At 35.3% G+C, this 14,401-nt stretch carries 16 protein-coding genes; 8 read left to right on the forward strand and 8 right to left on the reverse strand.

The features are described 5' to 3' along the window. Positions 1 to 115: 115 nt before the first annotated feature. The 7 genes from Q4517_RS06540 to Q4517_RS06570 form a co-directional block, all read right to left on the reverse strand. On the reverse strand, positions 116 to 910 hold the full coding sequence (locus Q4517_RS06540; protein WP_303507611.1) for a cation transporter: 795 nt from the start codon (positions 908 to 910) through the stop codon (positions 116 to 118). A gap of 1 nt (position 911) precedes the next feature. After that, positions 912 to 3,095, reverse strand: coding sequence for a TonB-dependent receptor (locus Q4517_RS06545; RefSeq protein ID WP_303507613.1), 2,184 nt, complete (start codon positions 3,093 to 3,095; stop codon positions 912 to 914). 67 nt (positions 3,096 to 3,162) lie between these two features. Beyond that, positions 3,163 to 3,573 carry a Fur family transcriptional regulator gene (locus Q4517_RS06550; RefSeq protein ID WP_246906203.1) on the reverse strand — a complete coding sequence of 137 codons (411 nt, stop codon included), beginning with the start codon at positions 3,571 to 3,573 and terminating at the stop codon, positions 3,163 to 3,165. Between the two features lie 35 nt (positions 3,574 to 3,608). Beyond that, positions 3,609 to 3,815, reverse strand: coding sequence for a GDCCVxC domain-containing (seleno)protein (locus tag Q4517_RS06555; RefSeq protein WP_073240407.1), 207 nt, complete (start codon positions 3,813 to 3,815; stop codon positions 3,609 to 3,611). Continuing rightward, positions 3,815 to 4,414 (reverse strand): mercuric transport protein MerTP, encoded by a 600-nt coding sequence (merTP, locus tag Q4517_RS06560; RefSeq protein WP_303507624.1) that lies wholly within the window; start codon positions 4,412 to 4,414, stop codon positions 3,815 to 3,817. Before merTP ends, Q4517_RS06555 begins: the two co-directional genes overlap by 1 nt. After that, complete coding sequence (locus Q4517_RS06565) at positions 4,411 to 4,785, reverse strand: metalloregulator ArsR/SmtB family transcription factor (RefSeq protein WP_246906207.1); 375 nt, start codon at positions 4,783 to 4,785, stop codon at positions 4,411 to 4,413. Before Q4517_RS06565 ends, merTP begins: the two co-directional genes overlap by 4 nt. A gap of 212 nt (positions 4,786 to 4,997) precedes the next feature. Next, positions 4,998 to 5,627: an N-acetylmuramoyl-L-alanine amidase gene (locus tag Q4517_RS06570; protein ID WP_303507627.1), complete on the reverse strand. Its 630-nt coding sequence runs from the start codon at positions 5,625 to 5,627 to the stop codon at positions 4,998 to 5,000. A gap of 189 nt (positions 5,628 to 5,816) precedes the next feature. Between Q4517_RS06570 and Q4517_RS06575 the strand changes: the two genes are divergently transcribed. The 8 genes from Q4517_RS06575 (at position 5,817) to Q4517_RS06615 (ending at position 12,958) form a co-directional block, all read left to right on the forward strand. Then, positions 5,817 to 6,104 carry a hypothetical protein gene (locus tag Q4517_RS06575; RefSeq protein ID WP_073243663.1) on the forward strand — a complete coding sequence of 96 codons (288 nt, stop codon included), beginning with the start codon at positions 5,817 to 5,819 and terminating at the stop codon, positions 6,102 to 6,104. Positions 6,105 to 6,376: 272 nt separating this feature from the next. Beyond that, positions 6,377 to 8,779 (forward strand): TraG family conjugative transposon ATPase, encoded by a 2,403-nt coding sequence (locus Q4517_RS06585; protein ID WP_303507631.1) that lies wholly within the window; start codon positions 6,377 to 6,379, stop codon positions 8,777 to 8,779. Positions 8,780 to 8,783: 4 nt separating this feature from the next. Further along, positions 8,784 to 9,371, forward strand: coding sequence for a conjugal transfer protein (locus tag Q4517_RS06590; protein ID WP_303507633.1), 588 nt, complete (start codon positions 8,784 to 8,786; stop codon positions 9,369 to 9,371). Between the two features lie 2 nt (positions 9,372 to 9,373). After that, entirely contained in the window at positions 9,374 to 10,216 is an 843-nt protein-coding gene (locus Q4517_RS06595) for a hypothetical protein (protein ID WP_303507634.1), read from the forward strand. Between the two features lie 11 nt (positions 10,217 to 10,227). Further along, positions 10,228 to 10,842 carry a conjugal transfer protein TraK gene (locus Q4517_RS06600; RefSeq protein WP_303507636.1) on the forward strand — a complete coding sequence of 205 codons (615 nt, stop codon included), beginning with the start codon at positions 10,228 to 10,230 and terminating at the stop codon, positions 10,840 to 10,842. Then, positions 10,832 to 11,761: a conjugative transposon protein TraM gene (gene traM / locus Q4517_RS06605; protein WP_303507638.1), complete on the forward strand. Its 930-nt coding sequence runs from the start codon at positions 10,832 to 10,834 to the stop codon at positions 11,759 to 11,761. Before Q4517_RS06600 ends, traM begins: the two co-directional genes overlap by 11 nt. Beyond that, positions 11,758 to 12,588 carry a DUF4138 domain-containing protein gene (locus tag Q4517_RS06610; protein WP_303507640.1) on the forward strand — a complete coding sequence of 277 codons (831 nt, stop codon included), beginning with the start codon at positions 11,758 to 11,760 and terminating at the stop codon, positions 12,586 to 12,588. The genes traM and Q4517_RS06610 overlap by 4 nt, the downstream gene beginning before the upstream one ends. Positions 12,589 to 12,595: 7 nt before the next feature. Beyond that, positions 12,596 to 12,958, forward strand: a complete 363-nt coding sequence (locus Q4517_RS06615) for a hypothetical protein (protein ID WP_303507642.1) — start codon at positions 12,596 to 12,598, stop codon at positions 12,956 to 12,958. A gap of 14 nt (positions 12,959 to 12,972) precedes the next feature. Here Q4517_RS06615 and Q4517_RS06620 read toward each other — a convergent pair whose 3' ends face one another. Then, positions 12,973 to 14,352: an RNA-binding domain-containing protein gene (locus tag Q4517_RS06620; RefSeq protein WP_303507644.1), complete on the reverse strand. Its 1,380-nt coding sequence runs from the start codon at positions 14,350 to 14,352 to the stop codon at positions 12,973 to 12,975. Positions 14,353 to 14,401 lie beyond the last annotated feature (49 nt).

The following is a 14,401-nucleotide window of genomic DNA, read 5'->3' on the forward strand; positions in this document are numbered from 1 at the left end:
GAATTACAATCTGCGCTCATAATTTTCTGGACTTACCTATCAGCTTTAACTCTTTTATAAAAGTGCTTGCGGTAAGAGGAAATAAAATAGACATTCAATTGTTTACATTTTAGGTTTACTTGCCTAATTTCAAAATCCGGAACGCACCTTGAATGACCAAAATAAATACGATTGTTCCGATAATCAAATCAGGCTTATTAGAATTTAGCCAATTGACCAAAACTCCTGCGGTTATAACTCCTAAGTTGATAATTACATCATTAGAAGTGAAAATCATACTCGCTTTCATATGTGCCTCTTCTTTACTTTTTGACCTTTGTAAAATGTATAGGCATAGGCCATTCGCAATAAGCGCAAAAATTGAAACGATAATCATTGTCGAAAAATCGGGAAGCCTATCGGCTCCAGAGAATCTTCTCAATACTTCCACAAATCCGATAATCGCAAGTATTATTTGAAAATAGCCAGCAATTTTGGCTATCCGTTTTTTCCGTATCAACGTTCCACCAACCGCAAACAAGCTAATTCCATAAACAAAACTGTCCGCAAGCATATCCAAACTATCGGCTACCAATCCCATTGATTTTGAAATTAGTCCTGTCGTCATTTCGATTATGAAGAAGGCGAAATTGATTACAAGTACAATCCAAAGTAGCCTTTTTTGGTTTGTATTTTCGTTAAATTCAGATTGGTCGGTTTGTTCTGTTGAAATTTTCTTTCCGTTTAATTTCAATTCGTCAATCGACCTTTCAATTTGGTCTGCCTGTCCGTCGTGAAAAACGGTCAGTATTCGGTTGGCGATGTCGAAATCAAGATTTTTAATTTCTGAAATTCCGTCCAGTTTCATTCGGATTAGGTTTTCCTCGGAAGGACAATCCATCTTGCTAATTTCAAATACCGTTTTGTTCATTTTAGTCTTCATCTTCGTTTCCAAAAGGTTTAATAATTACTCCTACACTAAAAATAAAACCGTCCGTAGGCGCATAAATTTCTGGAAATTCTGGATTGTCGTGTGGTGGTAAAACCAAAGGTGAAAACCTACTTTGTCTTCTGTCTGTAAAGTTTTCAAAATTCACAAAGGCACTTCCAAATTTGAAATTTCGCATTAAAAGTAATCCCATAGTTATAAAATCCGTGGTTTCTGTGCCATTAGACAAAAACTGCTTTCCTGTGTAAAAAGTTTCATAACCTATGCGCCATTTATCAGATTCGTACATTAAAACGCTACCTGCATTATGTTTTGCTGTGAGCGGTTTTTGCGGATTTCCTGCCAAATAGTTCAGCTTTGTGTCGATGAGTGCATAGTTTAAAAACCATCTAAAATCCTTGTACGTAAATTTAATATTGGTTTCCGCTCCCTTGCTTATTATTTTATCGGTTGCATTTTCAAACATAAAAAATCCATCGTCTGTTGAATTTAATAATAGCCCGTTGTTAATAGCTGAAACGTAGAAGAGTTGGTTAACACTAAAACCTACCGCATCGAATAACCTTGTTTGGTAATTCACATCAAAATTGACACCATAGGAACGTTCTGCCTTTAAAGCAGATTTATCTATAGCAAGTACATTTTCAAAACTGATATATTCCGCCTCTTCGGTGAAAATATCTGGTATTTTATAACCTAATCCACCACCAATTCTGCTCGAAAATCCGCTGTCGTTCTTGTAAAGCAAGGAAATTCTTGGAAGTGGAAAAAAACCGAAATCTGTATTGTAGTCTGCTCTTAATCCTGTTTCTAAAATCCAACTATCTGAAACGTCGTAAATGTTGTTTACAAATGCTCCATAAGTAACGTCTGTTTGGTCTCGTTGTAATGTCGCATTATCATTTTCATCAAAATTAGATGTGTATAAATTTGCACCAAAAATCCAATCGGTTTTTTTGGATGCCTTTTGATAGTTGATTTCTGTGAATGTATTGGTTTGTTTGCCGTCAAAACTGAAATCGGTAATAGATAGTTTTCTATCGAAAAATGAGATGCTATTCTTGATGTTCAATGAACTGACCGAATCTATCTGTGTTTCGTAAACAGCCTGACTGCTCAATCTTTTAGAAAGATTTTCTTCGGTATATTGATGAATCCCATTTTCGCCACTTTCAATTTTTATAATGTCTCCACCAATTCTGTCGTCATAAGTTCCATTTAAACCTATCCAAAAAGTTGTTTTTTCTGAAGGATAATAAAAGAATTTGGGGTTAAAAGATAACGAAGTTGTTTTTGGTAGATTGCTGAAACCATCATCTTCTGGGTCATACGCTTTTTGGTAATGACCAGAACTGTATAATGAAACTCCAAATTTTTCATTTCGCTTACTATAAAAGACATTTGCTGTACTACCCAACGCTTGTGTTTGAGTTAGCATAATATCCAAAGATGGTTCTTCATCAGGTGTTTTTGATACCATATTTATTAAACCCGCAATAGCCCCTCCTCCATAAAGTGTAGAAGAACTTCCTTTTATTATCTCAAATTGTTGTAGGTCTAGAGGCGGAATTTGTAAAATACTCAAACCACTTGAAAATCCACCATACAAAGGAAACCCGTCTCTTAGAAGTTGAGTATATCTACCGTCAAGGCCTTGAATTCTAATGTTGGTGTTTCCACTACTTAACGAGGTTTGTTGCATTTGTATTCCGGTACTTTCACGAAGTACCATTGAAATATTGGTTGGATTCATTACTGCTTTTTCGCCCAACTCTTCCACACCTATAAATTCTATTCTCGTGGGTATTTTTTTAACAGTTCGTGTACTTCTTGAAGATTGTATAACGACTTCATCCAATTCATTTCCTCCCGATTCGAGCTTGAAAGAGAACTCTTTTTTTGTGCCAACCTCAATAGTGGTTTCAATGGTTTTGAAACCTACATATAAAATTTTTACGGTTTGGTTTCCATTTGGGATTTCTGTAAATGTGGCAATTCCGTCAAAATCTGTTACTGCTCCTTTCTCTAATTCTTCAAAATATACAGTCGCTCCCAATAATGGCCCATCTGTTTCGGCATCGCTCACAGAAATGGAAATATCACTCGTTTGTGCGAATGATATAATTGATAACATTAAAAATAATGTGTTTAAAAATACTTTTTTCATTTGCTTATTCTGGTTTTTAAGAATATTGCAAATGTATTTAGCATTTACCGCAACTCGATTGCAAAGATTATCTGTTGCAGTTGTCGCACAGGCCTTTCACGACCATATTTGCTTGTTGTAACTTGAAATTTTTTGGAAGTTGAATATTGGGAATAGGAACGTCGAAAAGACAAAACGTTTTGTCGCAGTTAGTACAATAAAAATGATAGTGCAAATCTTTTGGGTCGCAGTTACAGCCTTCCGCACAAACTGCATATTTGGTCATTCCAGAGCCATCTTCAATGCTGTGGATAACTTTGTTTTCCTCAAATGTTTTTAGTGTTCTGAAAATAGAACTTCTATCCGTATAGGGCAGCGCATTTTCAATATCCTTTAATGATTGAGCTTTTTCTAGGCTTAAAAGATGGCGCAGAACAACCGTTCGTACTGCGGTGTTTTTTACTTTTTTTATTTTTAGGATTTCTTCTTCCGTTTGCATTTTCCTAATATATCATTTTTTAGAGTATTGTCTTTTCAGCAACAACTTTTGTTTTCTTGAATCGGTGGACAAGGCACAGTTCCGTAAGAACAATAAACACAACAATCTCCTTCATTTGGTTTTAGAACCGTTTTGCAACTCTCACATTCATAAAAGAATTGACAGGATTCTGTTGGCATTTCTTCTACTTTTTTATGTCCGCAGTTTGGGCAAGTTATTTCAGATGTCAATATAGTTTCCATTATTTTTCTTTTTTGTCGGTCACTTTATAACCTGTAGAATTAATTGCTTTCTCAATTTCCGCTTCATTGGTCTTGGTTTTATCAAATTCAATGATTGCATTTCCACTTTCGTATGATGCTTTTGAGCTCACGATTCCGCTGAGTTTATTTACTTCGTGGTTTACGTGTTCCTCACAACCCGCACAGGTCATTCCACTAATTTTAAATTCAGTTGTTTTAATATCCGATTTATCTACTACGATAATGTGTTTTGCCGTGTCTGGGTAAAAAATTCCTGAATAGTATGGAAATGCCAACATTACTATTGCAAATACAGTTATAATTCCTAAAAAAGTTTTGGACTGTGTGAATTTTGGTTTTTCGTCTGTCTCACATTCACAATCGATTTCCTTTTTAGGCTTTAGCATTTGATACCAGGTAAAACAAAGAACTAAAATTGTAAGCCCGATTAGGTAAGGTCTAAAAGGTTCTATCCAAGAGAATGTTGAAGCAATCCCACTTGTTCCTGCGATAAGAGCCAAAACAGGCGTAATACAGCATAAGGAAGCTGTAATTGCAGTTAGCAAGCCTGCTCCAATTAATTTATTTTCACTTTTCATATTGCTTCTAAAACTTTGTTCTTATCAAGTATTGCGAAAAACGGATTGAGTAGTTTTTCATATTCAGCGGTCAATGAGTAATAAATCGTTTGGGCTTCTCTATCGGTTTCTAATAGATTTCGGTCTTTCATTTTTCTCAAATGCTGGGAAATGGCCGAAATATTCATTCCAAGAATATCACTTAAATCACAAACGCAAAGCCTATCTTCTTCAAAGAGTAGGTATAGTATTTTAAGTCTTACGCTATTCCCAACTAATGAAAGTCCATTCGCCAAATAGTCGAACGATTCGTTTAATTCCGAAACCGTGTCTTTGCAACGATTAATTTGTTCTAAATCGGCTTGTTGTCTTATGCAAGAATTATTGTCCATAAAGCAAAGTTACATTATTTTCTTATTTAAGCAAACACTTAAATATATAACATTTAATATAGCAATTATTTGATTAATAGAACTGCTAGAAACAAATGGCAGTAGTCTAGTTTCTAAAAGACTTATATAATAAAACTACTTCTGCAATAAATTGTAGTACAATAGCTTTTAAACTTTTTGTCAACTCTAAAAATATATCTTTCATAATAGTATTAGTTTTTAATAGATAATAAAATGGCTAAGGCAATTAATTTGATATTCTTAGAAACAGAAATATAACTGCTTTCATCCCTATTACTCAAAAAACTCAGTTCCAAAAGAACCGAAGTACAATAGTCAATAGTTTCACGTAGTACCTGAAAATTTGCAAACTTCACTCCTCTACTTTTATATCCTATGGCTTTGCAAAGTGCTTTTTCAATTTGATAACCTGTATAAATAGATTCTTTGGAATTATTTGTTCCCTTTTGTGAAGCATAAACTTCTATTCCTCTTGCATCTGGATTATCTGAATGATTACAATGTAGAGAGACAAATAAATCAACTTTTAGAGCTTTGGCCAGCTTGGTTCTATCTGATAGTGAAATGAGTGTATCACTATACCTGGTTAAATAAATATCCAAAGGTTTATCTAAGTCATTATTTAGCTTCAAAATGGCATTTGCAATATCCAATACAATATCCTTTTCTTGGATTTTATTGATGCCTATGGCACCAGTATCTTTTCCACCGTGACCAACGTCAATTATAATTCGTTTTTGAGTACTTGCTTCTTGTCCCAAAACGATACACATTTTTAGAAGCAAAAAGACAAAACTGACGTTTTTGAGCACTTTTTTCATTTTAAGTTTTTAGGTTATCAACAATTTCCCTTCAAAAAATCATAGAATTTGATGCCAAATAATAGCAATTAAATTCAATCGATTCCAAATAATATTTTTTTCACAAATATTTGATTTTCAAGTATTTATGTACAAATATATGTAAATTTCAGAAAGAGAAAATGAATAAAAAATTTAAACAGTTTTATTATGAAAAAATCAATCTATTTAGCAACTTTTTTATCGTTGCTCTCAACATCACTTTTTGCACAAATTGGTGGCATTGAAGATTCCGTTAATGATGTGGGCGATACCATACGCACCATATTTCCAATTTTACTTGGTGTCATTTTTTTAGTTGGTTTCCTGTTTAATGCAGGACATTTCTTTGGGGAAAACGCAGACCTTAAAAAAGGGATTACTAGAGTACTTGTGTTTGTTTTGATTGCTGGCGCAGTTGTCGGCATCTTCACATACTTAATAGGCATCGTTGTTTAAGATGAAACGCTTCGAGGTCTATAAAAACATTAGGAAACGGGCGGTCATTTTTGGACTGCCTATTTCCCTGTTTGCGTTAATGATGGTTTCCATTTTGGCTTCGCTGCTCATCATAATCTTCTCTTTCAGCTTCGGGATAATAATTGGCATACTCGTTTTCAATGCTGCCTTGTACGTAGCCTTAACGAGAATAACACATAACCCACAAATTTTTCAGATGGCTAATGCTTTTCCAAGAATAATAAGTAACAAAAGAAACTCTGGCTTCAACTATGAACAAGATTAATCTTTCAGCATATCAACCTATTGTAGATATTCAAGACAATATCATATTTGCCAACAATGGTAATGTTGTCCTGTGCTATGAAGGTACGTTACCAGAAATTTATTCACTATCCGAAAAAGACTTTGAAGATATACACGGTGCTTGGTTTCAGGCTTTGAAATCATTACCTATTGGTACTGTAGTGCAAAAGCAGGACATATATCTTAAAAAAACATACAATTCAGAAGCACTTCCCAATACAACGTTTTTAGAAAAAGCGACACACGACCATTTCAAAGGACGTGATTATATGGAACATCGTTGCTTTTTGTTCTTTACGCTCACTAAGAATAAAGCGCTGAACAATTCAAAATATGTCAACCCTTTCTGTAAAGTTTCCAAAGGGATTACACAACAATTGGATGACAACGTTAAGAGCTTTGTCGGTTCTGTTAGTGATTCTGTTTCCTTCATAAACAATAGTCGAAAAATGAAATTTGCTTCGCTTAAAGCGAAAGATATTCAGCAGTTAACGAATGGATATTTCAATGGTTTTAATGAAGGGTTTGACACCGATATCATATTAGATAAAAAAAGCGTCAATATTGGCGAAAACCATTTTGATGCCCTGGCTATCAATAGCGAACTGTGCTTTGGCGAAAGTGTACAGAGTAGCAAGACCAATGAGAAATTTACTTCTGACGATTTTGTGTTTCATCAAGGGTTTATTGATGGCTTAGGGCTTACGCTTAATGAAAATCATATTGTCAATCAAATCCTTTATCTGGATGACAAACAGAAGTGGCGCAAGCTACTGGATAAGAAAGTTGAAGAACTTAATAAAAGTTCCAACTTCGGTTCGCAGAATAAAGTAGTCCTCGGTAAAATTCAGCATATCCTTGACCAAATCAACGCTGATGATAATGCACGTATTATTCGAGGTCATTTAAACATCATCTATTGGGACAAGAACCCAGAAAATTTAAGTCGAATCGGTTCAAAAATAAAGACCGAGTTTAAGGAACTAGACATTATTCCTTACTATCCTAGAGGTGAGGAACGAAAGAATTATATCCTAAATAGTTACTGCTGTTTTTCTTCAAACTTTTCAAATAACGATTTATATGTTACCGATTTAAAACACGCTTTATGCCTGTTCATCAATAACACCAATTATAATTCTGATACTACCGGAATCATCTTTAATGATAGGGAACATAATGTGCCTGTTCTTAAAGATGTTTGGGACGAACGCAAGAAGCGCATTAAGGCAAGAAACTTTGCCATTTTTGCACCTACTGGCGAAGGCAAGTCCTTTTTGGCAAATAACATTCTGCGCCAGTATTTTGAAAGTGGTGTCCGCCTGGTCATAATTGACCTTGGTGGATCCTACACCAAATTTGCCAAACTCTATCCCGAAAAATATACTGTGCTTCGCTATGAAAGTGGCAAAAATTTAGGCATCAATCCTTTTTATATAAGTGATAAAAATGACCTAACACCAGAACGTTTGGAAGACTTGTCCGTTTTCTTGTTTGAACTTTTCGCCTCAGATTTAAAAGTTACCAAAGCACAATCGGTTTCGGTTAAAAAGATATTACGCCATTATTACAATAATACTTCAGAAAATCATTCCTTAGATGGTTTCTACAACTTTATAGAGAGGAATCAGAAAGACCTTCTGGACACCTTAAAAATCCATCCCGACTACTTCAATATTACAAGCTTCTTGCACGTAATGTCCGAATATGTCGGCGATGGTCTATACAGCTTCCTTTTTGAAGTAAGTGAAGACCAGACCTATAAAATTGAGGATAAACGATTGATTGTTTTTGAGCTGGATGAAGTAAAGGATAACAAGGAAATCTTGTCCGTTATGTTGAAGTTGATTAAGTCAGCCATCCAAAGAACGATTTGGAAAAACAGAGCTGAAAAAGGCATCATACTTTTCGATGAGTTTGCAAAGCAACTGAAGTTCGAAAACGTACTGGAAAGTGTTGAATTCTACTATCAAGCGATTCGTAAACAGAATGGTGCGATAGGCATTATTCTTCAATCCATAAATCAGCTTCCCAACAATTCAACATCGGCAAGCATACTAGAAAACACACAAGTCATTTATAGCCTAAACAATGAAAAAGGTTATGACGAATTGGTCAAAAGGCTCAATCTATCTAGCCACGATTTAAATCAATTAAAATCCATCAAAAACAATCTTTCTGGACCACGGAAGTATACAGAAATGTTCATCAAAATAGGAAAGGAAAGCAACATTTTTAGGCTTGAAGTTCCTCAAGAAGTGTACGCAGCCTACCTAACCGATGGACAGGAAAACGAGGCCATAATGGCCATTTATGAAAAGACCAATGATATGGAATTGGCTATTAAAGAATTCACATCTAAAACATAATATTATGAAAACAAAAATCAAAACAATCTTGTTCGGGCTATTCTTAATGGTTGCCCTTTTATTGCCTAGCGGTGCGACCGCCCAGGGAATGCCAGTTTATGACAATACCAACTTTGTAAGTTTGGTAAAATCGCTAGTGGAATCAGCAAAACAAACCTCACAACTTATCAAGTCCGTAAAGTTCTTGAAAGATGCAAAAGAAAGTATTGAGAAAGTATCAAGTGTGGTACAGCAACTCAGGGCGGTTCAGGAAATAGCACAGAACAATCAACGCCTTATCAATGTAATGCAAAATGATTTGCAGGATATTTTAAACTCGCCTTACATCAAGCCCGAGGAAGTTACACGGGTTGCAGAATCATTTGATGCCATAGTCCAAAACTCTTTGGACACGGTTGATTTTATGGGCGAAATATTATCTAGCGATAATCTTAAAATGTCTGATGCCGAACGTGCTGAAGTCCTAAAGCAAAAAGAACAGGAATCAAAAGAAATGGTTTCCAATATCAAGACAAAAACTAAGCGCTATCGTGATATCATTTCCTTTAGAAAAATGCAGGATAAAGTGAATAACCGAGAAACAGAATATTAATAATGACCGCAACCATACTTTTAGGGATTGGACTGGAATACGTTGACGCAGTGTTTCAAACCATACAGAACAGCAGTTTCTCGCAATATACTATTGCAGGAATGAAAACGCTTGCCGTTTTGTTCTTTCTGGTCAATATCCTTAAAAAATACAATGAAGGCATTGCGGATAAAGATGGTTATACTTGGGGATTAAGCCCAGGGGAATTGACCAAGAATTTTGCTGTTGTTCTTCTGGTCATATTTTCAACACAGGTCCTGGGCTTTTTCGATAGTATCTTGGTTTCTATTGAAGCGCAATATCGTGGTACAGCACCAGCTTTATTGCCTTTACAAATGCAGGATATTCCTATTGAAGAGGATGTAAGTATCATCGAGGTTGCACAAGCGGCAATGACGCTGTTATACGAAGCCTTGGTCACACCACTTTACGGTTTCAAAATATTCGCATTCATCATAAGCCTTTTTCTTTGGATTCTGGATTTGTTCATCTATCCACTATTTCTTGCTGAACGCTATTTCCTTTTGGGTATAATGCAAGCCTTCTTCCCGCTCGTAATAAGTCTGGCGGTTTTTGAAAAATTCCGTTCGCTTGCTTATACATTTTTCAAATTGTACGCTGCTGTCTATATGTTGGTGCCGGCTTTCTTTTTGGTCAATGTATTTGTAAATGCACTCTATACTGAAATCAATACGAACTTCTGGACAAACCTTTTTGGGACAGATGTTGGCCAGGGCTTTTTTGCGCCTGTGGTTCAGCTTGGTTCAGTTGGTTTCATTGTTTTTCTAAAATTCAAATTATACAAACGTGCCACATCATTTACCCTCAGATTATTTACCAGTTAATTCCAATAACAATGAAAACACCTTATAAAAATATCTATGCAGTCTTAAAATTGAACAGATTTATCGTGTTGGCAGTTGTCATTTTTGCAATGCTATCCAGCACCTTTTCACTATTTATGGTATATAAAACGAATAAAGAAACTCTTAATAGTGCCTTTGCCATTAATACTGATGGAAGTATTATTCCCCTGAAGCTCGTAACCCAAAAAGAAAACTTCAAGGTAGAAGCGTTAGCCCATTTAGACCTGTTCCATAACTACTTCTATAATATTGACGCCAGTAATTATGAGCGTAATTTAGAAAAGGCACTTTGGTTGGGGAATAGTTCCGTGGACAATCTATATCGTCAGAAAAAAGCGGATGGTGTCTATAACCGTTTGCTACAATATTCGCTAGTTCAGAAAGTACTGAGTATTGATTCACAAATCGAAGAACAAAACGGAACATACGTTTTTAGAACTGTTACCATTTTTGAAATCAATAGAGGTTCAATAATCGATACCTACGAACTTGTTTCTAGTGGAAACTTAATTCCGGTAGACCGAAACTTTCCAAACAATCCCCACGGATTGTTGATTACAAACTATTTCGAGAACACCTTAAAAAAAATAAACGATGAAAGTTGAAAAAAATAAAATTGTATTTGCAGCTGTATTGGTTGTGATTTTCATATTCCTGATATCCTATTCTATGATGGTAATGGGCGATGACGAAAGTGATAATGAAAATCTTGAACAGACCTTGATACCCGATTTAGATGAGAACCAAAAAGAGTATGATTCAAAATTGGATGCCATAAATGATTTAAAGGAAGTACGAGAAAATAATGCACCCAGCATCTATGACGAAAAACTGATTGATTCCTTGGGCTTTTATGACCCTGACCTTCAGGAACGGGAAAAAGAACGCATTGTAGATAGTATTTATGATGCTGGTAAGATTCAGTACTCTGAAAAGAAATATCAAAACCTTGGACAAAAGAAAGTTGCCCAAAACAATATCCAGCAAATAGATTCTGCCGAAATAAGACGAGAACAAAAAATTGAGGCTAAAGAATTGGGGCTGGAACATCAACTGTTCTTTGCCGCTTCGCCTAAACCCAATGAAATTTCGATTATAGGCAATACAGATGCAACTATTTATGTGGTTGTAGATGGTGACCAGGTTGTCAAAGCAAATACTCGATTACGAATGCGCCTTACTAAATCAGCGACTATTAACGGTAAGCTGATGCCTAAGAATACACTTGTTTTTGGGTTTATCAGTTTTCAGCCCAATCGTGCTTTAATCGAGATTGAAAACATAAAGCACCATCCGACGAAACTTAAAGCTTTCGATTTACTGGATGGTAGCGAAGGTATCTATGTGCAAAACAATTTTCGTGCAGAGGCTACCACGGAAGTACTGGATGATGTTATAGGTGATATCAACATTCCAACTGTTCCACAAGTGGGTGGCATTACACAGGTATTTAGACGTCGTAATAGAAGCGTGAAGGTAACTGTGCTTAACAACTACAGACTAATTCTAAAACCAAAATTATGAAAACCCTATTTTTAATATTGATATCATTGATTTCCGCTTTTGCAAAAGCGCAAACAGACATAGTACTAGACACAATTTATGCGAACGACACTAAAAATGTTGCGCTATTTTTCCCAGAACCCATACGACAGGGTATAACTGGTTCAGATAATTTCATCTTTACCTACAATCGTGAAAAAGAACAGTATTTCGGATTACTTCAGGCAAAGCCTGGTAAAGAAAGTAATCTGCTGGTAATCAACAGAAATGGCACAATTTTTTCGTATATTGTAAGATATAAAAAGCAGCTGTCAAAGCTCAATTATTTCATTCCATTATCAAATAGTATAGGGAATGAAAAACCAATTGTAACCGATTCGATTCAGGTTGTAACTTCTGAAAAAAATATAGATAACAGAACCTACTATTATCAAAAATTCTGCTCCTATCTTCTTAACAGAAACCAACGTATTGGTCGGATTAAGAAGCGAACACAAGGCATTGTCTTGAATGTTAAAAATGTTGTTTTTGATAAAGAAGAACTCTACTTCGTTATCCAGATTGAGAATAATTCTACGATGGATTACGATTTGAATTTTTTGAACCTCTCCATCGAGACTCGACAAAAAGGGAAAAAGAAATCTTTACAGAGTTTGTATCAAGAACCTATTTACAAGTACTATCTGCCTTCAAAAATTGCAGAAGGTAAAATGGTACGGTTTGTTTATGTAATGCCCAAATTTTCGTTATCGAATGACCGTAGGGCAATTTTGGAATTGAATGAGAATGATGGCGAACGCAATATAAAACTGAATATATCACATAGATATATCAATAACCCAAATTAATATTATTATGAAAAGATTACTCATTTGCTCAATCGTACTTCTATTTATTTCCTGCGCAGGAAATAATAATATGTCACACACCGAAACAGCACAAATTGTTGCTGAAAGTTTTTTCTCAAAAAATGAATCAACTCTTAAAAAGCACACAACAGCAGATGGATACGCCAGTTTAATTACGGTTCAAAATATGCTTCCAGAGTCAGACAAAGAAATCGAAGTAGAAATTTTGGATGAGGCTATTGAAGGCGAAATTGCCTGGGTAAAATACAAAACGTCTTTTGATGGAAAGTCGGGCATCTTTAAGCTCGTTAAGGAAAATGACCAATGGAAAGTGACTAATAAAGATCCGAGGGAAAAAGGGCCTTTTTAAAAAGAAGTTTTAATTTAGTTTTTCTCAAGGTTAATTTCCCAATAACCTCTAGTATCTCCGTGGCGTACTAAAAATCCTTTATTCTTGATAGCTGTAATATGTTTTCCTACAGCAGATTCATTAATACCTAAAGCTTCAGCTATATCATTATATGTTATTGAAGGGTTAGCAGCAATTAGTTTAAGTACTTCTTTTTGTCTTTTAGTTAGAGCTCCAGTTGCATCAATTGCACCACCTTTTACACTACCTATTACACCACCTATTACACCACCTTTTTTATCAGCTTCTTTATCATCAACTTTAACAGAAGTTTCATTGGTATCTTTTTGAACAGCAAAAGTCATTCTTAGAAAATTATCGGAAAAACTAAAACTTTCTTTTCCATAATGTCCCAAAATACGAGGGATGCCAGAACCTAATTGTTCTACTAATTCTAAATCTTTAAAAATACGCATCAGTTCCTTATTGCGTGGAACTGAAAAGCCTTCGAAAAATTCTTGCTTACTCAACCCTTCAGGTAAACCACCTGCCGATGTGATTTCAATTCTATCGGTAAAGATTTCAAACTTTGGGGTAATCTCATTTGTATAATCATTATGCACAAAGGCATTGATGATAGCCTCACGCAATGCAATGGGATTCCAGAGACTAGTCTGTTGCCTTTCTTTCGATGTAATTTTTGTTGTAGTTCTATTTTCTACGGCAATTTTATCAATTACCTGTTTAGTAGCTTTTACCAAACATTCGTGACCGTATTCGTTACTTTCTATCAAGTCTGTTCTAGTTGTCCCAGAATACTTAGCAACCTTGATAGAGGTATTGTTTTTATCTGCCAAAAGATAGGCGGCATAATTAAATGCACCATCTTCAGTCAATAGTTCCAGGTTCTTTGCAAATGCTTTGCCAAGGGTATATCCTGATTCTTCATAGTAAATCTTTAACTGGCTAAAGCTTAAATCTTGTCTGCCAGCTTTAATTTTACTTATAGAATTCCTAGTGCGTTTGGCAAATAGCTCGTCAATCATTTTTTGCGGCATCGGTTCAGCTGCTGAACCCAAACGAATGAAACAACCCTTTTCACTCATCCCGTATTTTTTAAGATGATAAGGTTTTTCTGGACCGCTTGCAACAATGACTTTTAGAATGTTCTTGCTGTCCTTTTCCTCACTCACAATATCGAACAAACCAAGTGCTGAAGGACGGATATTATTTTTGAGTCTATCCTTGATTTTTAATTGGTCGCCATCAGCATCTGCCAAACCATAAGTGTTCCCTTCTTTATCAATACCTATGTAGAGAATGCCACCTTCGCGATAATTCAAAAAAGCAATGACCTCTTTTTCAAGCCCATCAGACAGTTCACGTTTGTATTCTATGCGGTTTGTTTCGGTCATTTTACAATTAAAATCGGACAGTAAAGATAATGATATTAAGTTGTGGAAA

Origin of the sequence: Tenacibaculum sp. 1_MG-2023 (genome assembly GCF_030547425.1) — a bacterium.
GTDB lineage: Bacteria > Bacteroidota > Bacteroidia > Flavobacteriales > Flavobacteriaceae > Polaribacter.